This is a genomic window from Massilia aerilata (assembly GCF_042656905.1).
GTDB classification, from domain to species: Bacteria; Pseudomonadota; Gammaproteobacteria; order Burkholderiales; family Burkholderiaceae_D; genus Telluria; species Telluria aerilata.
Map to the genome: position 1 here is coordinate 787,382 of NZ_JBHSMZ010000001.1, position 25,114 is coordinate 812,495.

The following is a 25,114-nucleotide window of genomic DNA, read 5'->3' on the forward strand; positions in this document are numbered from 1 at the left end:
TGCCCACCCTACGTATCAGCGCGCGGCATAGCCGCTTGCCTGCAGTTCTTCCTTCACCGTGCCGTAGTACGCGTCGCTGATGCGGTACTTGAACATCAGCGCCCCCATCAGGAAGTGGAAGAAGCCCGGGATCACCGACAGCATCAGCGCAATGCCCTGCAGCGCAAACTGGGTCTGTTCCTGGTTGGGCTGGTAATCGAAATAGGTAAGCAGCACACCGACCATGCCGCCGGCGACGGCCATGCCGGCCTTCTGGCACACCGAGATGCCGCCGAAGGCGAAACCGGAGATGCGCTTTCCGGTCTTGAGCTGGCCGTAGTCGATGGTCTCGGCGATCGCCGACCAGAACACCGGCGCGTGCAGGTCGACGATCAGGGACAGTGCGAAGTACAGCACGAAGGCGAGCAGCGTATCGCCGGGCTTGACGAGGAAGTAGATCATCACCGAGATCACGGCCACGACCAGCTGGGTGTAGCGGAACAGCTTGACCTTGCAATAGACCTTGGTGACCCAGGTCGAGATGACCATCGCGATGATCGCCGCGGCCACGCCGGTCGACATGAAGGCCGAGACGACGCCGGTGTCGCCATGCAGGTAGTACTTGGCGTAGTAGACCGCCACCGAGCCGCGGATGACGTAGCCGATCGTGCCCGTCACGCAGGCCCCGGCCAGGTACAGCCACTGGTCGTTCTTCAGCAGCACGGCGAGCTGCTCGCCCAGGGGCTGGCGCGCGACCTTGTACACCACGCGCTCGCGGGTCGTGAAGAAGCAGAACAGGAACAGGACCGCGCCCAGCACGGCCATCAGCGCCATCGCCGCCTGGTAGCCGGCGGCCGGGCTGCCCTTGCCCCAGCGTTGCGACAGGATCGGCACCACGATGGTCACCATGAAGGCCCCGACCTTCGCCAGGAACAGGCGGTAGCCATTGGCCGACAGGCGCTCCTGCGGGTCGGCGGTCAGGGCGCTGGGCAGCGAGATGTAGGCCACGCCCACGCCCGAGGTCATCAGGGTCATCAGGATGTAGGTCGAATACGCCCATACCAGCTTGGCGTCGTAGTTCCAGCCAGGCGTGGAAAACACCATGAACACGGACACGCCGTAGGGCACGGCGAGCAGCAGCAGCCAGGGACGGTAGCGTCCCCAGCGCGTCAGGAAACTGTCGGTCATCTGGCCGACGGCCAGGTCGGAGACCCCGCCGATCACCTTCACGATCACGAACAGCAGCGCCAGGTCGGTCGTCTTCAGGCCGTAGATGTCGGTGTAGAAGAAGGTGATGATCAGCATCATCGACGAGATCACCACGTTGAGCGCCATGTCGCCGGCGCCGAAGCCCACTTTTTCGAGAGTGGAAAGCTTCTGGGTTTGCGTTTGCATGCGGTCCATGCGTCTCCTGTGTCTTTGTTATGGTGTTACCGGCATCGTTATATGTGCCTGCACAGCCGCATCTTAAAAGATGAACTGAGACTACTCCAATCACAATTCTTGCGACTCCGATACCGTTTTTCGTATGGGTAGCTGCCCTTAGGGCATCGGATCGGCGACCGGCAGGCCGAATTCGGGGCTGCCATCCTGTCGCCAGGAGATCGCCTGGGCGCGGGTATGGCGGTTGGGATCGAACAAAGGGTCGCCCACGATATCCCGGTACTGACGGGCGTGATAGACCAGGATATCGGTCTTGCCATCGACGGAGGTCGTGAAGGAATTATGGCCGGGGCCATACTGGCCATTGGTGGCGCTGCTGGCAAACACCGGTACCGGCGACTTGGTCCAGGAGGCGGCATCCAGCAAATCGGCGTCGGCTGGCGCCGCGAGCATGCCCATGGCGTAGTTGGCGTCGGTCGCACTGGCGGAATAGGTCATGAACACGCGGCCGTTCCTTACCAGGACAGCGGGGGCTTCGTTGACGTCGAACTTCACCCGCTCCCACGCATATTCCGGCATCGTGAGCAGGGCCGCCGGGCCGGCAATCGACAGCGGCGTGTCCATCCTGGCGATGTAAATCGCCGTCATGTGTTTTGCCGCGGAGGGCGGGCGCTGCGCCCAGGCCAGGTAGCGTTGCCCTTTCAGCGCGAATGTCGTCGCGTCCAGCGCGAACGATTCCCACCCGGTTTTCAGTTGCCCGCGCTCGATCCATTCGCCCTCGAGCGGATCGGCGGCCGCATTCTCGAGCACATAAAGACGGACGTCGAACGGTGCGTCGCTACGCCCCGCCGTGAAGTAAAGAAACCATTTCCCGTCGATCCGGTGTAGCTCGGGCGCCCAGATATTTGCGCTCATCGGCCCCGAGGCATGCCGGCGCCACACGACTTTCGCCGGCGCCGCGCCAAGGCCGTTCAGGGCGTGCGCGCGGCGCAGTTCGATGCGGTCGTACTCGGGCACGGTGGCCGCCAAGTAGTAATAGCCGTCCGCGGCCAGCGTCACCTGGGGATCGGCACGCTGTTTTACGAGGGGATTGAGAATATCCGGCGACGCCATGACTGGCGCGGCCACGGCGAACAGCAGAGAAAGCGACACGCGCAGGATTCGAATCATGGTCATCGCCGGCAGGGTTATCGAGGATTCGTCATGGTAAGAAACCATGCTCCTTTCAACCAATAACTTTTTTTGACCAGGCGATATCGGTTTCGGTAGCACTGGGCATTCGCCCTGCCCTGATATCGAAACCGATATGGGACTGCCAGAAAAAATCATTAGTCCGATTATCGCTGGGTCTCTACCATGCTTTAAGAGCAATGTAATTTGAAAATAAAATCCCTTATAACTAGAAACACAGGAGACGTATGAAATCGCAAGAATCTGCACGTCCGTTGGCCTTGAAGCTGAGCGTGATTGCCCTGATGGGCGCCGGCCTGCTCAGCAGCGCCTCGGTGTGGGCGCAAGCGGCCACCGAAACGACGGAACTGCCTGAGACCTCGACTGTCGTCGTTACCGGCGTCAAGGCATCCCTTATCAAAAGCCTGGCGATCAAGCGCACCAGCGACCAGGTCGTCGAATCGGTGGTTGCCGAAGACATCGGCAAGCTGCCTGACAATAATGTCGTCGAGGCGCTTCAGCGCGTGACGGGTATCCAGGTCACCAACCGCGCCGGCGGCGAAGTCGGGACCCTGTCCATCCGTGGCCTGCCCGACGTCCAGACCACCTGGAACGGCCGCAATATCTTCACCGCGTCCGGCACGCAGGTCGCGCTGCAGGACATCCCCTCGACACTGGTTCGGCAGATCGACGTCTACAAGACGCGCGACGCCAGCCAGCTGGATACGGGAATTGCCGGCCAGATCGACGTCAAGTCCCTGCGGCCCTTCGATTTCAAGGGTTCGAAAGTGTCGATCTCGGCGCGTGAAACCTATCTCGATCCCGCGAAAAAGACGAATCCGCAGCTCAGCGGCCTGCTGAGCAATCGCTGGGACACCGGCGCCGGCGAATTCGGCGCGCTGGTCAATCTGTCGGCGACCAAGACCAAATACCGCAACGAAAGCGTGACGCCAGGGGCCATGGTGCCCTTCGCCAGCCCGAATGCCGCCGAAGATCCCGCCGGTTACACGCCCTTGCAGCGCATCTTCGACAACAATATCTGGACCGCCGGCACCCATACCGGCCTGCCGATGGCGGCGGGATCGACGCTGAATTTCGACGGCAAACCCTATCCTTATTACCTGGCGCGCGACGCCGTGTTCCAGAGCGACGTCGAAGGGGAGCGCAAGCGTCCCGCCGCGAATATCGCCCTGCAGTGGAAACCGAACAGCGATGCGGTCTACACCTTCGAATCGATGTACAACGGCTACCGCGACAAGTCCTTCAACCGCCTGCTGTTCAGCTTCGTCGACTGGTGGGGGGATCTCGGCAGCAACCCTGCGGGAACGATCACGACCTTCCCGGGAACGAACGTCATCAAGAGCCGTACGGTCAACAACGTGTATGGCTTCAACAGCGGCGACTACACCACCTCGGCCACCGATTCCTACGTTTATGCCTTGAACGGCAAGTGGAACCTGGGCGACCGCCTGAAGCTGGACGGCGATGTGTCTTACCAGACCAGCAGCTACCACTCGGAATTCACCGCCACCCGGATCGATCGCGTTGCACCGTCGATCAACGTCAATTTCAATGACGGCAGCAACAACACGTCCTTCCACTTCAACGACGATGCCGATCTGGCCAACCCGGCCAAGTGGAATGTCGCGCAGTTCTACGATAACGCCAACCGCAACAAGGGCAGCGCCGCGACGGCGAACCTGTCGGGCGTGTTCGACGCCAACTGGGGTGTGCTGGACACGCTCCAGTTCGGCGTGCGCTTCGACGACCGCAAGGCATCGGAGGCCAACCGGACGCAATCGGGTACCTTGAACCGCAACCTCGCCTCCCTGGGTGCGGAGTACGCCTCCACCAACGCGAACTTCGGCACGGCCATCTCGGACGTTCCGCGCTCATGGGTGGAACCGAATGCCTATTACATCCGCGACAATATCGACGACTGGCGCAAGCTCCTTGCCTCGACCGATCCGAACTTCCTGACGACGGACAAACTGAGCCTGCAGAAGACCTTCGAGATCGATGAAAAGACGAGCAATCTCTTCCTGATGGGGAATACCCGGAACGAGCTGTTCGGCCATCGCCTGCGCGGCAATTTCGGTGTGCGCTATGTCAAGGTCAAAACCGACATGACCTTCTACAAGGTCGATGCCAGCACCAAGGCGGTCACGCCATCCAGCGCCAGCAAGTCGGCCAGCAAGCTGCTGCCCAGCATGACCCTGATTTACGATCCGTCGAAGGACGTCGTGCTGCGCTTCAATTATGGCGAAACCTTGCGCCGCCCGAACTTTGGCGATCTGAACCCGGTCCTGCAGCTCGGCGACGACGTCTCGAAGGTCGGCTATGGCTCGGGCAGCGGCGGCAATCCGGACCTGAAACCGACGCACTCCAAGAACTTCGACCTGACGGCCGAGTGGTACTTCCAGAAGGACAGTGCAGTCTACGGCACTGTGTTCAAGCGCAAGATCGACGGCCTGGTCGTGGGCTTGCGCCACAGGGTGCACGTCGATCCGGCGAATGACCCGTACCGCAACTCGACCTCGGGCGGCGACCATACGAACGGCTACGACTACGTCATCAACTCGCCGGTCAACGCCTCCGACGGCAAGATCAGTGGCGCCGAACTCGGCTTCATCTACTTCCCGAAGGGGCTGCCGGGCCTGCTGGACGGGCTGGGATTCCAGGGCAGCTATACGCGACTCACGTCCTCGCAAAACGTGCCCGACGCCAATGATGCCGGCGTCATCGTCACGCAGCTCGAGACACCTTTCTTTGGCGTCTCCAACCGCTCCTACAACGCCACCGTGGCCTACGAAAAGGGCCCGGTCAGCGTGCGCTTGTCCCAGGTCTGGCGCTCCGGCTTCCTGGCGGCCAACGAAGCCGCCCTGTTCGCCAATCCGATCGGCATCTGGCGTCATCCGGAAAAGAGCGTGGACATGCAGGTTTCTTACAAAATCAACGACAACATGTCGGTCGATATCAGTGGCGTCAACCTGACCAACGAAATGCAGCAGCAGTACTACCACTTCGGCAATGCGGGTAATGCGCAGGTGAGCAATTTCGGCACGGTCCAGATCGGACGTTCGGTCTCGGCCGCCTTGCACTGGAAGATGTAAGCCCCGGCGGTCGAAAAGACCAGTGCTGGCCAAAAGGGCGTTGCTCGGATCAAACCGCAACGCCCTTTTTTCATGTCAGACCCATGTCGCCTATAAAACCAAGGAGGAGATACCCCATGAAACGACTTCACTCTTTCGCGAGAATGGGAGCGCTATGCGCGTCCTGTTTCATCGCGGCTGACGCCGGCGCCCAGGCTGGCTTTGCAATGCCCGCCTTCCAGAACGCTGCGGTGCACGATCCGGCGGAAATCAAGGTCGGGAATACCTATTACGTATTCGGCTCGCACCTGGCGTCCGCAAAATCGACGGACCTGCTGAAGTGGACGCAGATGACGGATGGCGTCACCGCCACCAATTCCCTGTTCCAGAATGGTTCCAGGAACGTGTTCACGGAGCTGGCGGAAGCCTTTTCCTGGGCGAACACACGGGATTTATGGGCGCCGGACGTACGCCAGCTGGCCGATGGCAAGTACTACATGTACTACGACGCTTGCCAGGGCGACGCGCCCCGTTCCGCGCTTGGCGTCGCCGTCGCGGACAAGGTCGAGGGGCCGTACGTCAACAAGGGCCTGATCCTGAAGTCCGGCATGTGGGGTTTGGCGAGCCCCGACGGCACCGTGTACGACGCTTACAAACACCCGAACGCGGTCGACCCCAATGTCTTCCACGACAATGCCGGCAAGCTCTGGATGGTCTACGGCTCCTATTCGGGCGGCATCTTCATCATGCAGATGAACCCCGCCACAGGCATGCCTTACCCGAACCAGGGCTATGGCAAGCGCCTCATGGGCGGCAACCATGCACGGATCGAAGGCGCGTACATCATGTACAGCCCGGCCACGGCCTACTATTACCTGTTCACCTCCTTCGGCGGACTGGATTCCACCGGCGGCTACAACATGCGCGTGGCGCGTTCCACGAACCCGGACGGTCCGTATGTCGATGCGCAGGGCTACGACATGGCGAACGTGAAGGCGGACGCCGGCAAGCCCTTGTTCGACGACGCCTCGGTCGCCCCCTACGGCGTCAAGCTGATGGGGAACTTCCTGTTCCAGCGCCTCCTGGGGGAAGCCGGCACCGGCATCGGCACCGGCTATGTCTCCGCGGGCCACAATTCCGCCTTCTACGATCCGGCGACAGGCAAGCACTTCCTCGTGTTCCACACGCGTTTCCCGGAACGGGGCGAGCAGCATGAGGTGCGTGTGCACCAGATGTTCATGAATGCGGACGGCTGGCCCGTCGTCGCGCCTTATCGCTACGCCAACGAAACGCTGGCCGCGGTGCGCAGCGAATTCGTCGTGGGCGACTACCTGTACGTCAACCACGGCAAGGACATCACGGCCGCGATCAAGAAGTCGCAGATCGTCACCTTGAACAGCAATGGCACGATCACGGGCGCCGTGTCCGGCAGCTGGCGCATTCTAGGGGGCAACCAGGTCGAGATCAGCCTGCCCGGCGCGTCGACCTACAAGGGCTATTTGCTGAGCCAATGGGACGAGACCTCGAAGAGCTATGTGATGACCTTCACTGCGTCCTCGCGCGAAGGCATCGCGATCTTCGGCAGCCGTCTGATCCCTCGCACCGACGCGGCCATCGCAACGGCCATCTACAACGAGCTGAGCCTGGGCGCCACCACCGCCGTCACCGGTAACCTGACGCTGCCCACGACGGCCGCACGCGGCGCGACGATCAGCTGGACCTCCTCGAATCCCGCCGTCGTCAGCAACACCGGTGTCGTGACCACCCCTGGCACCGGCGCTGTCAACGTCTCGCTGACGGCACGCATCGCAAAGGGCACGGCGGTGCTGACGAAGACCTTCACGGTCACGGTGACGAAGCTGGGCGGCCTGGTCGCCTACTACGCGCTCGATGGCAACCTGCTCGACTCGAACGGCGGCTTCGCTGCCGGCGCCGTCATCGGCAACAGGATCGACGTCGCCGGCGGCAGCCTGTCCTACGAGAGCGGCGTGCGCGGCAGCGCGGCCGTGTTCAACGGCGCGACGGGCGTGCGCCTGCCGAACGGTCTGATCTCCTCGAACAACTATACGGTCTCGATGTGGCTGAAGCCTGCCCAGTTGACGGCCTATACACCCACCTTCTTCGGCGCGCGCACCACGGATTCCTGGGTCAGCCTGCTGCCGATGGGGCACTCCTTTGTGAATGGCGCCACGATGCTGTGGTCCGGCACCGCCTGGTATGACGCGGGCCTCGGCATGAACATCCCCGTCAACCAATGGTCGCACCTGGCCTTCACGGTCAACAACGGCGCCGTGAATGTCTACGTCAACGGCGTGAAGCGCTTCGCCGGCAGCGGTTTCCCGAACGTGTTCACGAGCACGACTGCCGCGTTCGCGCTGGGCGTGAATTACTGGGACACGCCGTACAAGGGCTCGATGGACGAGCTGCGCATCTATAACACCGCCTTGACCGACGCCCAGGTGGCCGGTCTGGCGCATTGAAGCCTCGAGAGGATCCAACATGAACAAAATGATCATTGCCCTGGTCGCGGCATTCGCCTGCTCCGCCGCGTCGGCTGGCGTCATCGACTTCGACGACTTGCCGGGCGATCCGACGCTGCCCCTGGACAGCGGCTATGCCGGCTTCAACTGGACCAACATCGGCGCCATCCGGAGCGACGCCGCGCCGGGCACGGGCTTCGAGACGGGCGTGGTGTCGCCCTCCAACGCCGCTTACAACTGGTATGGCTTGACGGCCACGATTTCGACGGCCGACGGCAAGGCGTTCAGCTTCGCCGGCGCCGACTTCACGTCCGCCTACGTGGACCAGGAAATCTCCTTCGAGGCTTACCGGAATGGCGAACTGGTACGCTCCAGCGGCGCCTACACGCTGGATACGCTGGCGCCCCAGTGGATACGCTTGGACTGGGCCGGCATCGACACGCTCGTCATCTACAACAGCAGCGGCACGCAGTGGGCGATGGACGATTTCACGGTGCCGGAACCGGCGACACTGGGCTTGTTCGGCGGCGCGCTGATGGGATTGTTCGCCAGCCGCCGCCTGCGCCGCCGGGGCTAGTTGTCCAGCGGCGAAAAACCAAAAAGCGGCCTTGCGGCCGCTTTTTCGTTTGAATCTCTGGCGGAGGCCCAGGATGCCGGGGCCGCCGGTTCCGAAATCGAGCTGTTTCGGCGTATAAGCCTGGAGGATGAGCAGGCCGCCTGGCTTGAGCGCATCGACGGGCCGGCGAACTGGATGAAGATGGCGGCAACCCAGGCCTCGCAATCGCTGACCTCGTAGTGGACCCCGACGCCGGCCTCGTGCGCAAGCTGGCGCGCTGCCCCGGCTTCAGCAGATGCGCCTGCCTGGCGAGCCAGCCGTTCGGCGTGTTCCGAACACGAAGTCCGGCTCACTGAAGCGCGCGTTCCAGACTGTTGCGGCATCGCCGAACTGGTTTCCCGCCATCATCTACTCCCCCAAACATTCTATTGAAATATATATCGTTACTTCATATAATATATTCGAGTTGATTTTAATTGAAGGAGGCCGCCCGGTGGCGCACGCTCAAGACAAGTTCGATTTGCAGGAGATGCAGGCCGCCGCGGCGCGCGCCTGCGCACTGCTGAAAACGCTCGGCAACCCCGACCGGCTGCTGCTGCTGTGCCAGCTGACGCAGGGCGAGTTCTGCGTCAGCGAACTCGAAGCCAAGCTGGGCATCCAGCAGCCGACCCTTTCGCAGCAGCTGGGCGTGCTGCGCGAGGAAAAGCTGGTCAACACACGCCGCGAAGGCAAGCAGATCTACTACAGCCTGGCCAGCGAGGAAGCGAAGGCCGTGCTGGGAGTCCTTTATCAACAATTCTGCAACAAGCCCTGAGGTAGTCATCATGCGCATCGACTGGATGCATTTCACGCCCTGGACGGCGCTGGCCGGCGGCCTGCTGATCGGTTTGGCCGCATCGGGCTTCGTGCTGCTGAACGGCAGGATCGCCGGCATCAGCGGCATCCTCGGCGGCTTGTTTCGCCCGGCACAGGGCGACGTCGCCTGGCGCGTCGCTTTCCTGGCCGGCCTGGTCGGCGCGCCGCTGCTTTACGCCCTGTTCTCGGCCCTGCCCGAAGCCCGCATCGAGGCCGGCGACGGCGCCCTGGTCGCGGCCGGCCTGCTGGTCGGCCTCGGCACCCGCTATGGCGCCGGCTGCACCAGCGGCCACGGCGTGTGCGGCCTGTCGCGCCTGTCGCCACGTTCGCTGGTGGCGACGGCTTCGTTCATGGCCGCCGGTTTCGCGACCGTGTTCGTGCTGCGCCACCTGATCGCCTGAAAGGAAACAGACAATGAACATCTTGAGCGCATTGATCGCTGGCCTCGTCTTCGGTATCGGCCTGATCGTCTCGGGAATGACGAATCCCGCCAAGGTCCAGGGCTTCCTCGACCTGGCCGGCAACTGGGACCCCTCGCTGGCCTTCGTCATGGGCGGCGCCATCCTGGTGGGCCTGCTCGCCTTCCGCTTCGCCGGCAAGCGCGAACGCTCGCTGCTGGGCCAGGCCATGCGCCTGCCGACCGCCACGCAAATCGACCGCCGCCTGGTGCTGGGCGGCCTGGCCTTCGGCGCCGGCTGGGGCCTGGGCGGCTTCTGCCCCGGACCGGCGCTGGCCTCGCTGGCCACCGGCAGCCCGAAGGCATTGATCTTCACCGGCGCCATGCTGGCGGGGATGCTGGTCTTCGAAATACTGGAACGCCGCGCCGCGGCGTCCAGGGCACGTACCGCGTAGTCGAGGCGTGCCATGCTGGTTTCGCTGATGTTCGGTCTCGCGGTGGGCCTGATCCTGGCGCTTACCGGCGCCGGCGGCGGGATCCTCGCCATGCCGCCGCTGGTGTTCGGCGCCCGGATCGGGCTGCCGCACGGCGCCTGAGCGAGCGATCGTACGCTGCCCGACAGCAGGAAGTGTTATTGTCGAATCGTCCACATGAAAAGGAGCTGACATGCATGCCGCCCATCAAATCAGCATCCTGCACGCGCAGCGCGGCAAATAGAGGCCGACGGAGCTGGAGCGCATGAAGCACCAGGAAACGCATCGCATCGAGCACCTCGGCTGGCTGCGGGCCGCCGTTCTTGGCGCCAACGACGGCATGATCTCGACCGCCAGCCTGCTGGTCGGCATCGCCGCGGCCCACGCGTCGCACGAGAACATGCTGCTGACTGGTTTTGCCAGCCTGGTCGCCGGCAGCATGTCGATGGCGACCGGCGAATATGTCTCGGTTGCGTCGCAGGCCGATACCGAAAAGGCGGCCATCCGCCAGGAAACGGCCGAGCTGGCGCACGACGGCGAGGCCGAACACCGCGAGCTGACCGCCATCTACGTGCAGCGCGGCCTGGACCAGGGCCTGGCCGCGCAGGTGGCGGCCCAGCTGATGGCGCACGACGCCCTCGGCGCCCATGCCCGCGACGAGCTCGGCATCCATGAAACTACCCGGGCGCGGCCGCTGCAGGCGGCGCTCGCCTCGGCGCTGAGTTTCGCCGTCGGCGCCGCGGTGCCACTGGCGATCACGGCGCTGACCCGCGCCGACCTCCTGATTGCCGTACTGGTTGCCGCCACCCTGGCCGGCCTCGCCGCACTGGGAGCGCTCGCCGCGAAAACCGGCGGTGCGCCACCGCGCCGGGCTGCGATCCGCGTTACCTGCTGGAGCGCGCTCGCGATGGGCTCGACCATTGCGATCGGCACCCTGTTCAATGCCAACATATGACATCCAAGCACCAACCCATGAGAAAACAATGAAATCCGATCCTGCTTCGAACATTGGCAATATCACCCGCGTCGCCGCCGGCGACGACCGCACGGTCTATGACAATTTCGCCGTCTTCCTGCACTGGCTGACGGTGCTGCTGGTGCTGAGCCAGTTCGCCCTCGCCCTGACCTGGGAATGGTTCGCACGCCCGACCCGGCACCTGATGATCGTCGCCCACATGTCGTTCGGGATCATTCTCGCTGCCGTCATCGTCGTCCGCCTCGTCTGGCGCCTGCTGCCGGGCCACCAGGTGGCGCCCGCCGTCTCCGGATGGGTGGAGATGGCATCGAAGGCGGTCCACTACCTGCTGTACGCGATGCTGGCGGCCGAGGCGGTGCTGGGCTTCATGCTGCGCTGGTCCGGCGACGAATCGATGAGCTTCTTCGGCCTCCTGATAGCGCCGCCCTTCGCGCCCTTCTCCAAGCCCGCCCACCATCTGGTCGGCGAGCTCCACGAGCTGAACGGCTGGGCCATCATCATCCTCGCCGCCGGCCACGCCGCCGCCGCGCTGTACCACCACTACGTGCTGCGCGACCGGGTGCTGTCGCGGATGCTGCCGCCGCTGCGCGAAGGCTAGGCGCGTCCGGCGTCGCGCCCGGGCAGCATGCCTGGTCTCAGGCACCCGGTGTGGCTCTGCTCATTTCTTGGGCGTGGCGCTCTGGCCCGCCGGCGCGCTGTCCACAAGACGAACGATCCTGGTCCGCGCGGCAGCCAGAACGAGGCGCACGTCTGCGCTGCCGGTTCTTACCTTGAGCCACTCATTGATGCGCTTTAGCTCGGCTGCCCTGGGCACCCGGCGGCAGTCGGCGCTCAGGAGGGGAACCGCCGCCATGTTGTCGGCGCCGGGCGGCACGGCCTTGCCGAACAATACATTCCCGCACGGCGGGTATTGGGCCTCGAATTCACGGGTGATGGTGCTGGCCTGCTTCAGCCAGTCCTGCTGGGCGGCCACTTGCTCGCGCAGCGCCGCCAGCGCCGCGTCCTTGTCCTGCAGCGCCTGCTGGTTGTTACGCACGATCTCCGCCAGGATGTCCGCCTTCAGGCTGCCCACGTCGATCTCCTTGTGATCCTCGACCTGGGCCTGGTGCACCAGCAGGCGTGCGTTTTTCAGCCCGCTTGCAGGGAGCCGCGCCGCGATCGCCTGGATCGCCGCCGGATGCAGCGGTGCGCCGATCAGTGTCACCTCGATGTCGCGCGTGCCGGGCGCGACCCGCGTTTCGAGCACGTGCACCTGCTCCATCCTGAATTCCCTGCGCACGAATTCGCGCGCGTGGCTGCTGAACACTTCGTTGTCGACCAGGCGCGCGGCCAGGAAAATGCTGGGCAGGCCAGTCAGCAGCACGATGGCGAGCAGGGCGCGCTTGACCCGGCGCTCCTTGGCGCGGTCGACGAACTTGCGATGCGGCAGTCGCAGGAACTCGATGACGATCACCGCGGAAAAGGCAATGAACACGCAGTTGATCGAGAAAAGATAAAACGCGCCGCCGAACACCGACCAGTTGCCGTTCGCGAGCCCATAGCCGGCCGTGCACAGCGGCGGCATCAGGGCGGTGGCGATGGCCACGCCGGGAATGACGTTGGATTTCTCGCGGCGCGTCAGACCGATGATGCCGGCCAGGCCGCCGGCCAGTGCGATCAGCACGTCCCACAGCGACGGCGTGGTGCGCGCCAGCAGTTCCGATTGCGCCTCCGCGAGCGGCGTGACCATGAAGTACAGGGTGGAGGTCAACAGGCTGATGCCGGCGGCAATGGCGAGGTTGGCAAGCGAACGGCGGATCAGGGCGAAATCGAGGATCCCGATGCCATAGCCGAGGCCGACGATCGGCCCCATCAGCGGGGACACCAGCATGGCGCCGATGATCACCGCGGTCGAGTTGGTATTCAGGCCAACGGACGCGATCAGGATCGCCAGCATCAGGATCCAGGGCGTGGCGCCGCTCAGTTCGACGCCGGCGCGCAGGCTCCGGTCGATCTCGGCATCGTCGGCCTTGTCGTCGAGGAGGCTGAAGCGGTGCGCGATCGCGGCGCGCAGGGATGGGGGCTGGTGCTGGGAGTCGGGTACGGTCATGGGAATCGTTAGGTTTTCAGAGGCAATTTTCACCGAGATTCTTCATTTGAACAAATCCTTTTGTGCACTGAATGCCCTTATAATATGGACAGGGTGATCATACCGCTCGGGTATGACAGGATTCGCGCTGGTCGGGCCGCCACGCGGTTCAAACGCGACCATATGCCCTACCTCCCTGCATTCCCGCTTTCGAAGACGTTCAAGGAATTCGCCGCCTCCGGCAAGGCCGGCGGCGCCGTCCTGATCGCCTGTACCCTCGCCTCGCTGCTGATCGCCAACTCCTCGCTGGGCGGCCAATACATCCATTTCTGGCACCAGCCGCTTGCCGGCCTGAGCATCGAGAACTGGGTCAACGATGCCCTGATGGCGGTGTTCTTTCTGCTGATCGGGCTCGAACTGGAGCGCGAACTGTACAACGGCGAGCTGTCCGACATGAAGAATGCGCTGCTGCCGATCGTCGCGGCTTGCGGCGGGATCGCGGTGCCGGCGCTGATTCACTTCGGACTGAACCACGGCACCGCCAGCCAGCCCGGACTCGGCATTCCGATGGCCACCGACATCGCTTTCGCCCTTGGCGTGCTCGCCATGCTGGGCCAGCGGATCCCGGCTTCGCTCAAGGTCTTCCTGACCGCGCTGGCGGTGATGGACGACCTCGGGGCCATTGTCGTCATCGCCCTCTTCTATACGGCGGAGCTCTCGGCCGCCTGGCTGCTGGCGGCGCTCGCGGTATTCGCGCTGCTGATCGCGCTGAACCGCTTCGGGCGGGTCATGGCCTTGACGCCTTACCTCGCGGGCGGCGCCCTCATGTGGTTCTTCATGCTCAAGTCGGGCGTGCACGCGACGATCGCCGGCGTGCTGCTGGCGTTCGCGATTCCCTACTCCGCCCGATGCGACGACGAGGCCTCCCCTTCGCACCGGCTCGAACACGTCCTGCACAAACCGGTCGCCTTCTTCATCCTGCCGGTCTTTGCCCTGGCCAATACCGGCATCGTCATCGGCGCCGGCTGGTGGCAGGGCCTGCTTTCGTCGAACAGCCTCGGCATTGTCCTCGGCCTGGTGGTCGGCAAGCCGCTCGGTATCGTGCTCGCCTGCCTGGCGGCCGTGGGCCTCGGCCTGTGCCGCCTGCCCTCCGATCTCGCCTGGCGCCATGTGATCGGCGCCGGCCTGCTGGGCGGCATCGGCTTCACCATGTCGATCTTCATCACGAATCTGGCCTTTGCCGGCCAGGCCGAACCGGTCAACGCGGCCAAGATGGCGATCCTGGCTGCGTCCCTGGTTTCGGGCCTGGGCGGATTTATCTGGTTGAGGCTGCGCGGAGCTATGGTTTAATAGCAAGATGCGGCCGGTCCCGTCCGCGTCATCCTGGAGAGCGATAAGTAGATGAACGAACTGGTCAACGCCGTCAACGGCATCGTATGGAGTCCCGCCCTGATTGCGCTCTGCCTTGGCGCCGGACTGTATTTTTCATTCCGTTCGCGCTTCCTGCAGGTGCGCCACCTGCGCGAAATGACGCGCCTGATGATGGAGGGGAAAAGCTCGGACCAGGGCGTGTCTTCGTTCCAGGCGCTGGCGATGACCCTGGCCGGCCGTGTAGGCACCGGCAATATCGCGGGCGTCGCGACCGCCATCACCTTCGGCGGCCCCGGGGCCGTGTTCTGGATGTGGGCGGTCGCCTTCCTCGGGGCCAGCTCGGCCTTCGTCGAATCGACCCTCGGCCAGGTCTACAAGGAACAGATCGGACGTGAATACCGCGGCGGGCCGGCCTTCTACATCGAAAAGGGTCTCGGCATGAAATGGTATGCCTGGGTGTTCGCCGTCACCACGATCGTCGCTACCGGGCTGCTGCTGCCGGGCGTGCAGGCCAACTCGATCGCCGAGAGCATCAAGACCGCCGCCGGCATCGACCCCAACGTCACCGCGGCGCTGCTGGCAATCGCCCTCGGCTTCATCATCTTCGGCGGCGTCAAGCGCATCGCGCACTTCGCCGAGATCGTGGTGCCCTTCATGGCGCTCGCCTACATCATCGTCGCCTGCGTGATCATCTTCCTCAACTACCAGCAGCTGCCGCACGTGCTGGGACTGATCTTCCGCTCGGCCTTCGGCCTGGACGCCGGTTATGGCGCCATCCTCGGCCTGGCGATCCAGTGGGGCGTCAAGCGCGGCGTCTACTCGAACGAAGCCGGCCAGGGCACCGGGCCGCACGCCTCCTCCGCCGCGGAAGTCAGCCACCCCGCCAAGCAGGGCCTGGTGCAGGGCTTCTCGGTGTACATCGACACCCTGTTCGTCTGCTCCGCCACCGCATTCATGCTGCTCATCACCGGCCAGTACAACGTCGAGCGCGCCGACGGCAGCCACATCTACATGGGCGTCAAGGGCGTGGCGTCCGGCCCCGGCTATGTCCAGACCGCGCTCGAGAATGTCATGCCCGGCTTCGGCTCGCTGTTCGTCGCGCTGGCCCTGCTCTTTTTTGCCTTCACGACCATCGTGGCGTACTACTACATCGCGGAAACCAATATCGCCTACATCAACCGCACGGTGCATCGCCCGTGGATGAGCCTGGTACTCAAGCTGGCCATGATGGGCGCGACCGTGTACGGCGCGGTCAAGACCGCCGACGTCGCCTGGGCGCTCGGCGACCTGGGTGTCGGCCTGATGGCCTGGCTGAACATCGTCGCCATTTTCCTGCTCCGCAATACGGCCTTTAAATGCCTGCGCGACTACGAGGCCCAGCGCAAGGCCGGCAAGGACCCGGAGTTCGATCCGGTCGCACTGGGCATCCCGCGGGCCGATTACTGGGAGCGCCGCAAGCTGGCGGCCGGCGTTCAGGCGCGCAGCGAAGGCGACGGCGTGGCGCTGCACCGGGATTGAGCCGCTTGCCGGCGATCGGGCATGCCGGCGCCCTTACCACAGCCAGTCGATCGGCAACAAGGACATGATGGAAACGGAGGCGCGCTGCAGGAAGCTGGTGCCGGGCTCTACGTCCTAGCGCAAGCGTTTGTCGCCGTCGCGCCCGATCCAGTACCGCGGCGACGTCGGTGGCCTCCAGTGCATTCGTCAGCACCCGGATCTTCACGCCCCTCGCAGCCAGCCCGGCGAAGGCCTTCACGCCCTCGTCCGTCGGCACGAAGCCGGAAGAAGCCGCAGGCCTGGCCTTGTTGAATGGCTGATCGATTGGACGGGCGTTGAAAGCCGCCCAGCCGCCGAAAACAAAAAAGCGACCCGAGGGTCGCTTTTTTGTTTGAATCTCTGGCGGAGACGGTGGGATTCGAACCCACGATACGGGTATAAGCCATATGCATCCTTAGCAGGGATGTGCCTTCGGCCACTCGGCCACGTCTCCAATCAACTTCAACAATGTTGCTCGTTGTCGCTGAGTGCAGGCATATTAATGTCCACACTTCATTTGGTCAAGGAAGCACGACCAATTTTTTTGAAAAACTTATGCTTTTTCCAAGTCAAACGCTTTATGCAGGGCGCGTACGGCCAGCTCCATGTATTTCTCGTCGATCAGGACCGAAATCTTGATCTCGGAGGTCGAGATCATCATGATGTTGATGCCCTCTTCCGCCAGGGTGCGGAACATCTGCGAGGCCACGCCGACGTGGCTGCGCATGCCGACGCCGACCGCCGACACCTTCGACACCTTGGCATCGCCGACCAGGCGGGTGAAGCCCAGCTCTTCCTTCTGCGATTCCAGCACCGACATTGCGCGCTGGTAGTCGTTGCGCGAGACGGTGAAGGTGAAGTCGGTTTTCCCGTCGACCGACACGTTCTGTATGATCATGTCGACTTCGATGTTCGCATCCGAGACCGGGCCCAGGATGTGATAGGCGACGCCCGGCTTGTCCGGCACGCCGAGGACGGTGATTTTGGCTTCATCGCGGTGGAAGGCGATGCCCGAGATGACGGCTTGTTCCATGTTGTTCTCTTCCTCAAACGAAATCAGGGTGCCCGAGCTGGCTTCTTCCTCGAGCGGCATCAGGGGGTCGGTCAGCGACGACAGCACGCGCGTCGGAACACGGTAGTTGCCGGCGAATTCGACCGAGCGGGTCTGCAGGACCTTCGAGCCCAGCGAAGCCAGTTCCAGCATCTCTTCGAAGGTGATCTTCGACAGGCGGCGCGCCTCGTCGACCACGCGCGGGTCGGTCGTGTAGACGCCGTCGACGTCGGTGTAGATCAGGCATTCGTCGGCCTTCATCGCGGCCGCGATCGCCACCGCCGAGGTGTCCGAGCCGCCGCGGCCCAGGGTCGAGATATTGCCGTCTTCGTCCATGCCCTGGAAGCCGGTGATGATCACGATCTTGCCGGCCTCGAGGTCGGCGCGCACGCGCGTGTCGTCGATCGACTGGATGCGGGCCTTGGTGAAGGCCGAGTCGGTGCGGATGCCCACCTGCCAGCCGGTATAGGACACGGCGTCCTTGCCGCGCGCCAGCAGTGCCATGGCCAGCAGGCCGACGGAAACCTGTTCACCGGTCGAGGCGATCATGTCCAATTCGCGCGGGTCCGGCTGCGCCATGATTTCCTTGGCGAGGCCGATCAGGCGGTTGGTTTCACCCGACATCGCCGACGGGACGACAACGATCTGGTGACCGGCATCGTGCCATTTGGCGACGCGCGCCGCGACGTTCTTGATGCGGTCCGTCGATCCCATCGACGTACCGCCGTATTTGTGGACTATTAATGCCATGACAGTGGGGGTTTCCGCTTGTAAAAATAGAAGGGGTCTTTAACTCTACATGCTGCGCTGCAGAATAACAATACGTGGTATTGCGAAACCTATACCTAATTGGAATAAGGTAATGCAGAAATAGCATATTACGCCTTCTGCGCCCCTTCTACACGGTCTCCCAGCGTAGGGCGATGCGCCCTTCCCCTTCGGATACATGGCGGCAATCCATCCCCAGCCCGGCCGCGAACAGCAGCGCGAAGCCGCTGCCGACGATGGGCAGGCGGCCGCGTTCCCAGACCGGCACGCCTTGCGCCTGGAACAGCTGCTTGAGCCCGCGGGTCGGCCGGTTGGGCGCCAGCTTGAGGCGCTCGCCACCTTTGCGGAAGTCGATTTCCAGGTCCTGGACGCGCAGCCAGTCGGCGTCCAGGCCGATAGCCGACATATCGAAATGCAGCACGCCGCCGTAGTCCGGGAAGGCCAGGCTGGCTTCGCCATTCCATTTGAAAGCCTGGGCGTGCTTGACGATGATGCCTTCGTCGTCCGGGTCGCGCAGGCCGGCCAGGTCGCGCTGTTTCGGCACCAGCAGCAGGCGGTCGCGGTAGCGGCGCACGTCCACGTCCGGATGGGCGACCAGCGGCTGCGCATCCTCGCGCGCGCTGGTGAGCTGGGCCACCATCTGCTCCAGCCAGGCGGTCGAGGGCATGCCCAGTCCCTGCTTGGAGAACCAGTGGCGCAGCAGGTTGTTGATGCGGTCTTCGCTCAGCAGGCGCAGGCGCGGCAGGTCGATGCCATCGCCGTCCAGGCAGGCGATCAAGTCCTGCTCGGCCAGCTCGTCCAGCAGGCGCTGGCTCGAGGCGGCGTGGGCGCTGCTGCGCGCGATGCGGGCCTGGAAACCGGGGAAGGCCTGGGCCAGCACCGGCATCACCTGGTGACGCAGGGCATTCCGGGCGTAGCGCGGGTCAAGGTTCGATTCATCCTCGACCCAGGCGATCTGCTGCTGTGCGGCATAGGCCTCCAGCCCGGCGCGCGCCACGGCCAGCAGCGGCCGCGCCATCACCAGTTGCTCGTCGCCGAGCAGCATTGGTGCGCGGTTGGCCGCATCCATGCCAGACAGGCCGGCCGGGCCGGAGCCGCGCAGCAGTTGCAGCAGCACGGTTTCGGCCTGGTCGTCGAGGTGGTGGGCGGTCAGCAGCAGGCCGACGCCATGGGCGCGGCACATCGCGCCAAGGGCCGCGTAGCGCTGCTTGCGCGCCGCCGCTTCGACCCCGCTCCTGCCCTTCTCCACCGTCACATCGCGATGGTCGAATTCGACGCCGAGCGCGGCCGCACCAGCTGCGCAATGCGCGCGCCAGGCATCGGCATTCGGGCTCAGGCCATGGTGGACGTGGAAGGCAAACAGCGGCAAGCCGGCCGCGTGGGCAGCCTCGTGCGCCAGGTGCAGGAGCACCATGGAATCGAGGCCGCCGCTGAGGGCGACCGCAAGCCGGGATGGCGAGTATTCAGTGCGCAGGCTTGAGAAAGCCTGCGTGAAACCTGCCGCCACGGAGGCGGCGGGACCGGCGCTCATGCCCGGTCCGTTCTTGCTTCGGCTCACTCGTCGCGCGGGGTCATTTCCTTGAATTTGCCGTAAGCCATCAGCTTCGCATGACGGGCTTCCAGCAGATCCTTGGTCTTCATGCCCTGGAACTGGCGCAGGGTGTCGGCCAGCGCGCGCTTCAGGCCCTGGGCCATGGCGGCCGGGTCGCGGTGGGCGCCGCCCAGCGGTTCGCTGATGATCTTGTCGACCAGGCCCATGGCCTTCAGGCGGTGGGCGGTCAGGCCCAGGGCGTCGGCGGCTTCGGCCGCGCGCTCCGAGGTCTTCCACAGGATCGAGGCGCAGCCTTCCGGCGAGATCACCGAGTAGGTCGCGTATTGCAGCATCAGCACGGCGTCGCCGACGGCGATCGCCAGCGCGCCGCCCGAACCGCCTTCGCCGATGATGGTGGCGATCAGCGGCACTTTCAGCTCGGCCATCACGTACAGGTTATGGCCGATCGCTTCGGACTGGCCGCGCTCTTCGGCGTCGATGCCCGGGAAGGCGCCCGGGGTGTCGACGAAGGTGAAGATCGGCAGGTTGAACTTCTCGGCCAGCTTCATCAGGCGCATCGCCTTGCGATAGCCTTCGGGCTTGGGCATGCCGAAGTTGCGCATCGCGCGCTCTTTGGTGTCGCGGCCCTTCTGGTGGCCGATCACCATGCAGGACTGGCCGTTGAAACGGGCCAGGCCGCCGATGATGGACTGGTCGTCGGCGAAGCTGCGGTCGCCGTGCAGTTCGTGGAAGTCGGTGAAGATCGCGTTCACGTAATCCATCGTGTACGGACGCTGCGGGTGGCGCGCGATCTGGGAAACCTGCCAGGGGGTCAGCTTGGCATAGATGTCTTTCGTCAGTTCCTGGCTCTTCTTGGCCAGGCGGTCGATCTCTTCCGAGATGTCGACTGCCGAATCGTCCTGCACGAAGCGAAGCTCTTCAATTTTCGAATCGAGCTCGGCGATCGGCTGCTCAAAACTGAGGAAAGTTGTTTTACTCATCGTAACTCCGTTATTCTTGTGGCTCCGCATGCGCTGGGAATGCGGCAGCAAAGGCGCATTTTAACCCGAAACAGGGTCCAGACTACGCCATAAATACCATGTGGCAACCGTTCGCCAGGGTTCCCAGTTGGCGGCGACCTCGCGCGCATCGCTGCGCGAGACGGGCTCGCCCGAGAAATAGTTCTGGCTGATGCCCTGGATCAGGCCGGCGTCGTCGAGCGGCAGCACGTTCGGCCTGAGTAGATTAAATATCAAAAACATCTCTGCTGTCCAGCGGGTGATGCCGCGGATCCGCACCAGTTCGGCGATCACGGACTCGTCGTCCATCTGCGACCAGAGGTCGGCGTGGACGCGTTTTGCCTTGAAGTGGTCGGCCAGGTCGAGGATGTATTCGGTCTTGCGCTTGGAGAGGCCGCAGGCGGCCAGTTCCTCGGCCCCGGCCTTGATCACCTGGGCCGGCAGCATCTTCGGGCACAGCTCGCGCAGCTTGCCCCACGCGGCCTCCGCCGCCTTCACGGTCACCTGCTGGCCGACGATCGAGCGCGCCAGGGTCGTGAACGGGTCCGGGTGGCCGCGCAGGTGCATGTCCCCGAACTGCGGGATCAGCTTGTTCATGATGCGGTCCCGCCGCATGAGCTCGGCCTTGGCCTCCGCCCAGTACGGGGGGAGGTCAGGCAATGCCGGGGCCGCGCCCATGGGTTCCTTCGTCACGCGCGGCGCCAGTTGGTCGCGCCGTCGGGCTTGTCTTCGAGCACGATGCCGGCCGCGGTAAGTTCCGCGCGGATGGCGTCGGCTTCGGCGAAGTTGCGCGCCTTCTTGGCGGCGGCGCGGCGGGCAATGGCATCGTTGATGCCGGCCTCATCCATGCCGCCCTCGCCCGGCGTGCCGGCCTGCAGGTATTGCTGGGGCGAGCGCTCGAGCAGGCCCAGCACGCCGGCCAGGGCCTTCAGCTGGCGCGCATCCTTCAGCGACTTGCTCTTGTTGACTTCGGAAGCCAGGTCGAACAGTTCGGCCACCGCCAGCGGGGTGTTGAAGTCGTCGTCCATCGCTTCGCGGAAGCGGACCGCGTGCGCTTCGTCCCAGTCCACCGCTACCTGCTCGCCGCCCATGTCGACATCGGCCAGCGCCGTGTACAGGCGGGTCAGCGCGCCCTTGGCATCGTCGATGTGGGCGTCCGAGTAGTTCAGCGGGCTGCGGTAGTGGGCGCGCAGGATGAAGAAGCGCACCACTTCGGCGTCGTATTGCTTCAGCACGTCGCGGATCGTGAAGAAATTGCCCAGCGATTTGGACATCTTCTCGTTATCGACGCGCACGAAGCCGTTATGGATCCAGAAATTCGCCATCGGCGGGCCAAAGGCGCCTTCCGACTGGGCGATCTCGTTCTCGTGGTGCGGGAATTGCAGGTCGGCGCCGCCGCCGTGGATGTCGAAGTGCTCGCCCAGCAGCGCGCAGGACATGGCCGAGCATTCGATGTGCCAGCCCGGACGGCCGACGCCCCATTTCGAATCCCATTTGGCTTCCGCCGGTTCGGATTCCTTGCCGGCCTTCCACAGCACGAAGTCGAGCGGATCGCGCTTGCCGGTATTGACGTCGACGCGCTCGCCGGCGCGCAGGTCGTCCAGCGACTTGCCGGACAGCTTGCCGTAGCCCTCGAATTCGCGCACGGCGTAGTTCACGTCACCGTCCTCGCCCTTGTAGGCCAGGCCTTTCTGCTCCAGCTTCTCGATGATGGCGAGCATGTGCGGCACGTGGTCGGTGGCGCGCGGCGCAAAGTCCGGCGGCAGGATGCCCAGCGCGGCCGTGTCCTCGTCCATCGCCTTGATGAAGCGGGTGGTCAGCTGGGACATGGTCTCGCCGTTTTCGACGGCGCGCTTGATGATCTTGTCGTCGATGTCGGTGATGTTGCGGACGTACTTGACCTCGTAGCCCGAGGCCTTGAACCAGCGGTAGATGACGTCGAATGCCATCATCATCCTTGCGTGACCGACGTGGCAGTAATCGTAAACCGTCATCCCGCACACGTACATGTTGATCTTGCCGGGTTGCTTGGGAACGAATACCTGCTTGTCACGCGCGAGCGTGTTGTAGATCTTTAATTGGCTCATCGGATGGTGTTCTGGATGGTTGGAGCTTGACGCTCGGACGCAGCGCTGCAAGGCAGCGTGCCGGGGTGTGGCACCCGTCGCGACCGTCAGGACTATGTAGAATACCAAACATGTAACTTTGATAAAATCAACAGTCCGTCGCAAAGTATAGCATTGATAAAATCCTGACTGGCCGCATATGCCACAGGTTTATTTTTCTGCAAAAGTCTTGACATCACTTTGCGTTTGCCCACAGAGAGGAAGCCACGATGCACACCATGAAACCGTCCCCCACCCGCCTGCTGGCCCGTGCATTGGCCACTGCGGCAGCCGCCGCCGGCGCCCTGCTCCTGAGCACGGCGGCCTGGGCAGCCGAACCGCAGGTCTCGCTGAAAACCTCGATGGGCGAGATCGTGCTCGAACTGGACCAGGAAAAAGCGCCCATCAGTGTCGCGAACTTCCTGCAGTACGTGAAGTCCGGCTTTTATAAAGGCACGGTCTTCCACCGCGTGATCGACGGCTTCATGATCCAGGGCGGCGGCATGGACGCGCAGCTGAAAGGCCGCAAGACCCGTCCGCCGATCAAGAACGAAGGGAACAACGGCTTGTCCAACGCCGCGTACACGGTCGCGATGGCGCGCGAAGACAACCCCGATTCGGCCACCTCGCAATTCTTCATCAACGTGGTCGACAACTTCGGCCTCGACGCCATCAACCGCATGGATGCCGGGTACACCGTGTTCGGCAAGGTCGTGAAAGGCAAGGAAGTCGTCGACAAGATCAAGGGCGTGCTGGTGGACGACGTGAAGGGCATGCAGAACGTGCCGGTGACGCCTGTCGTGATCCAGTCCGCGACCATCGTCAAAGCGAAGTAAAATACCGAACTCTTAACAATAAGCGACAGGACAAAACCATGACCAACGTACTCTTGACCACCAACAAAGGCAACATCAAGATCGAACTCGACGACGCCAAGGCGCCGAAGACCGTCGCCAACTTCGTGGAATACGTCAACCAGGGTCACTTCAGCAACACGATCTTCCACCGCGTGATCAAGGACTTCATGATCCAGGGCGGCGGTTTCGAGCCGAACATGTCGCAGAAGCCGGCCGAGAAGACCGTCGAGAACGAAGCCAAGAACGGCCTGAAGAACGACAAGTACACCATCGCGATGGCCCGCACCATGGCCCCGCACTCGGCATCGGCCCAGTTCTTCATCAACACCAAGAACAACGACTTCCTGAACTACCCGGGCCAGGATGGCTGGGGCTATGCCGTGTTCGGCAAGGTCGTCGAAGGCCAGGACGTGGTCGACCAGATCAACACCGTCAAGACCAGCCGCTCGGGCATGCACTCGGACGTGCCGACCGAGGCCGTGATCATCGAGAAAGCTGAAATCGTTTAATTAATCAGTAGCGCGTGGGACCGTCCACGGAATAGCCGATGAACAGTCCCGCGCGCACGCTTGCGCTTTTCATTTCCGACCTGCACCTGCAGGAATCGCATCCGCGCACGGCCGAAGCCTTCTTCGCCTTCCTGGCCGAACGCGCGTCACAAGCCGGGGCGCTCTACCTGCTCGGCGATATCTTCGAATACTGGGCCGGCGACGACGACCTCGCCACGCCCTTCCACCAGCGCATCGTCGATGCCCTGCGCGAGCTTTCCGACGCCGGGGTCGCCGTGTACTGGATGGCCGGCAACCGCGACTTCCTGGTCGGCCAGGACTTTGCCGATGCCGCCGGCCTGCGCCTGCTGCCCGATCCTTTTGTAACGACCATCGGCGGCCAGCAGGTCGCCCTGGCGCATGGCGACGCCCAGTGCACCGACGATCTCAAATACATGGCCTTCCGCGCCCAGGTGCGCGACCCGGCCTGGCAGCAGCAGTTCCTGGCCATGCCGCTGGCCCAGCGCAAGGCCATCATCGCCGGCCTGCGCGAAGGCAGCCGCCAGGCGCATGGCGAAAAGCCCTATGAGATCATGGACGTGACCACGGAGGCGGTGACCGCCCTGCACGAGGCCACCCAGGCGCCCACGATCATCCACGGCCATACCCACCGCCCTGCCCTGCATCTCGACCAGTCCACCGGACGGCGCCGCTACGTGCTGCCGGACTGGGAGCTGGATGCCGAGCCGGTGCGCGGCGGCTGGATCGCCATTACCGAAGACGGCGCCATCGCCCGCCACGGCCTCGACGGCCAGCCGCTCTGAATCGACCCTGACAAAATTCCCAGCTTGCATGACGGGCAACAGTATCTTTACACTGTGCCTTCCAGAATTGCTGAGCTGATCCCGCATTCTCGACTTTGCATGCATACGTTCAAAATCTGTTGACGGCCTCCGAGC

Annotated in this window: 24 protein-coding genes and 1 tRNA gene; 16 read left to right on the forward strand and 9 right to left on the reverse strand. The window is 63.7% G+C overall.

Annotated features, from left to right (window positions below):
* Positions 1-15: 15 nt before the first annotated feature.
* Together ACFPO9_RS03525 and ACFPO9_RS03530 are read right to left on the reverse strand one after the other, a co-directional pair.
* On the reverse strand, positions 16-1,374 hold the full coding sequence (locus ACFPO9_RS03525) for an MFS transporter (protein WP_379767135.1): 1,359 nt from the start codon (positions 1,372-1,374) through the stop codon (positions 16-18).
* 147 nt (positions 1,375-1,521) lie between these two features.
* Positions 1,522-2,580, reverse strand: a complete 1,059-nt coding sequence (locus tag ACFPO9_RS03530) for a glycoside hydrolase family 43 protein (RefSeq protein WP_379767138.1) — start codon at positions 2,578-2,580, stop codon at positions 1,522-1,524.
* A gap of 200 nt (positions 2,581-2,780) precedes the next feature.
* Here ACFPO9_RS03530 and ACFPO9_RS03535 point away from each other — a divergent pair, with 200 nt between their 5' ends.
* The 10 genes from ACFPO9_RS03535 to ACFPO9_RS03580 all read left to right on the forward strand — a co-directional run bounded on the left by ACFPO9_RS03535 (position 2,781) and on the right by ACFPO9_RS03580 (position 11,959).
* Entirely contained in the window at positions 2,781-5,645 is a 2,865-nt protein-coding gene (locus ACFPO9_RS03535) for a TonB-dependent receptor (RefSeq protein ID WP_379767142.1), read from the forward strand.
* A gap of 116 nt (positions 5,646-5,761) precedes the next feature.
* Positions 5,762-8,104, forward strand: a complete 2,343-nt coding sequence (locus ACFPO9_RS03540) for a family 43 glycosylhydrolase (protein ID WP_379767145.1) — start codon at positions 5,762-5,764, stop codon at positions 8,102-8,104.
* Between the two features lie 19 nt (positions 8,105-8,123).
* On the forward strand, positions 8,124-8,681 hold the full coding sequence (locus ACFPO9_RS03545; RefSeq protein WP_379767148.1) for a PEP-CTERM sorting domain-containing protein: 558 nt from the start codon (positions 8,124-8,126) through the stop codon (positions 8,679-8,681).
* Positions 8,682-8,900 carry a hypothetical protein gene (locus tag ACFPO9_RS03550; RefSeq protein WP_379767151.1) on the forward strand — a complete coding sequence of 73 codons (219 nt, stop codon included), beginning with the start codon at positions 8,682-8,684 and terminating at the stop codon, positions 8,898-8,900.
* Between the two features lie 289 nt (positions 8,901-9,189).
* On the forward strand, positions 9,190-9,474 hold the full coding sequence (locus tag ACFPO9_RS03555) for an ArsR/SmtB family transcription factor (RefSeq protein ID WP_379767594.1): 285 nt from the start codon (positions 9,190-9,192) through the stop codon (positions 9,472-9,474).
* 10 nt (positions 9,475-9,484) lie between these two features.
* Complete coding sequence (locus tag ACFPO9_RS03560; RefSeq protein WP_379767153.1) at positions 9,485-9,916, forward strand: YeeE/YedE family protein; 432 nt, start codon at positions 9,485-9,487, stop codon at positions 9,914-9,916.
* A 13-nt stretch (positions 9,917-9,929) separates the two neighbouring features.
* A complete protein-coding gene (locus tag ACFPO9_RS03565; protein WP_379767156.1) occupies positions 9,930-10,367 on the forward strand; it encodes a YeeE/YedE family protein in 438 nt (145 codons plus the stop codon).
* A gap of 12 nt (positions 10,368-10,379) precedes the next feature.
* Entirely contained in the window at positions 10,380-10,508 is a 129-nt protein-coding gene (locus ACFPO9_RS03570) for a hypothetical protein (protein WP_379767159.1), read from the forward strand.
* A 142-nt stretch (positions 10,509-10,650) separates the two neighbouring features.
* A complete protein-coding gene (locus ACFPO9_RS03575; protein ID WP_379767161.1) occupies positions 10,651-11,340 on the forward strand; it encodes a VIT1/CCC1 transporter family protein in 690 nt (229 codons plus the stop codon).
* 28 nt (positions 11,341-11,368) lie between these two features.
* Positions 11,369-11,959, forward strand: coding sequence for a cytochrome b (locus ACFPO9_RS03580; RefSeq protein ID WP_379767164.1), 591 nt, complete (start codon positions 11,369-11,371; stop codon positions 11,957-11,959).
* A gap of 60 nt (positions 11,960-12,019) precedes the next feature.
* Here the strand turns inward: ACFPO9_RS03580 and ACFPO9_RS03585 are convergent, their stop codons facing one another.
* Positions 12,020-13,450, reverse strand: a complete 1,431-nt coding sequence (locus ACFPO9_RS03585) for a TIGR00341 family protein (protein ID WP_379767167.1) — start codon at positions 13,448-13,450, stop codon at positions 12,020-12,022.
* Between the two features lie 162 nt (positions 13,451-13,612).
* Between ACFPO9_RS03585 and nhaA the strand changes: the two genes are divergently transcribed.
* The 3 genes from nhaA to ACFPO9_RS03600 all read left to right on the forward strand — a co-directional run bounded on the left by nhaA (position 13,613) and on the right by ACFPO9_RS03600 (position 16,617).
* Positions 13,613-14,779, forward strand: coding sequence for a Na+/H+ antiporter NhaA (gene nhaA / locus ACFPO9_RS03590; protein ID WP_379767170.1), 1,167 nt, complete (start codon positions 13,613-13,615; stop codon positions 14,777-14,779).
* 51 nt (positions 14,780-14,830) lie between these two features.
* Entirely contained in the window at positions 14,831-16,318 is a 1,488-nt protein-coding gene (locus tag ACFPO9_RS03595; protein ID WP_379767173.1) for an alanine/glycine:cation symporter family protein, read from the forward strand.
* A gap of 167 nt (positions 16,319-16,485) precedes the next feature.
* A complete protein-coding gene (locus ACFPO9_RS03600; RefSeq protein WP_379767176.1) occupies positions 16,486-16,617 on the forward strand; it encodes a hypothetical protein in 132 nt (43 codons plus the stop codon).
* Between the two features lie 80 nt (positions 16,618-16,697).
* Here ACFPO9_RS03600 and ACFPO9_RS03605 read toward each other — a convergent pair.
* The 6 genes from ACFPO9_RS03605 to cysS form a co-directional block, all read right to left on the reverse strand.
* Positions 16,698-16,790, reverse strand: a tRNA-Ser gene (locus ACFPO9_RS03605).
* Between the two features lie 99 nt (positions 16,791-16,889).
* Entirely contained in the window at positions 16,890-18,137 is a 1,248-nt protein-coding gene (locus tag ACFPO9_RS03610; RefSeq protein WP_379767179.1) for an aspartate kinase, read from the reverse strand.
* A gap of 148 nt (positions 18,138-18,285) precedes the next feature.
* On the reverse strand, positions 18,286-19,686 hold the full coding sequence (gene tilS / locus ACFPO9_RS03615; protein WP_379767182.1) for a tRNA lysidine(34) synthetase TilS: 1,401 nt from the start codon (positions 19,684-19,686) through the stop codon (positions 18,286-18,288).
* 23 nt (positions 19,687-19,709) lie between these two features.
* Entirely contained in the window at positions 19,710-20,687 is a 978-nt protein-coding gene (locus tag ACFPO9_RS03620) for an acetyl-CoA carboxylase carboxyltransferase subunit alpha (RefSeq protein WP_379767185.1), read from the reverse strand.
* 60 nt (positions 20,688-20,747) lie between these two features.
* Entirely contained in the window at positions 20,748-21,383 is a 636-nt protein-coding gene (locus ACFPO9_RS03625; protein WP_379767597.1) for a DNA-3-methyladenine glycosylase family protein, read from the reverse strand.
* Positions 21,384-21,394: 11 nt separating this feature from the next.
* On the reverse strand, positions 21,395-22,792 hold the full coding sequence (gene cysS, locus ACFPO9_RS03630; protein ID WP_379767188.1) for a cysteine--tRNA ligase: 1,398 nt from the start codon (positions 22,790-22,792) through the stop codon (positions 21,395-21,397).
* Between the two features lie 248 nt (positions 22,793-23,040).
* On the opposite strand from cysS, the gene ACFPO9_RS03635 reads away from it, so the two are divergent.
* Genes ACFPO9_RS03635 through ACFPO9_RS03645 form a run of 3 tightly spaced genes read left to right on the forward strand, consistent with a single transcriptional unit; the run spans position 23,041 to position 24,979 of the window.
* The gene (locus ACFPO9_RS03635; RefSeq protein ID WP_379767191.1) at positions 23,041-23,646 is read left to right on the forward strand and encodes a peptidylprolyl isomerase; all 606 of its coding nucleotides are present in this window, start codon (positions 23,041-23,043) and stop codon (positions 23,644-23,646) included.
* Between the two features lie 38 nt (positions 23,647-23,684).
* On the forward strand, positions 23,685-24,176 hold the full coding sequence (locus tag ACFPO9_RS03640; protein ID WP_379767193.1) for a peptidylprolyl isomerase: 492 nt from the start codon (positions 23,685-23,687) through the stop codon (positions 24,174-24,176).
* Between the two features lie 38 nt (positions 24,177-24,214).
* The gene (locus ACFPO9_RS03645) at positions 24,215-24,979 is read left to right on the forward strand and encodes a UDP-2,3-diacylglucosamine diphosphatase (protein ID WP_379767196.1); all 765 of its coding nucleotides are present in this window, start codon (positions 24,215-24,217) and stop codon (positions 24,977-24,979) included.
* Positions 24,980-25,114 lie beyond the last annotated feature (135 nt).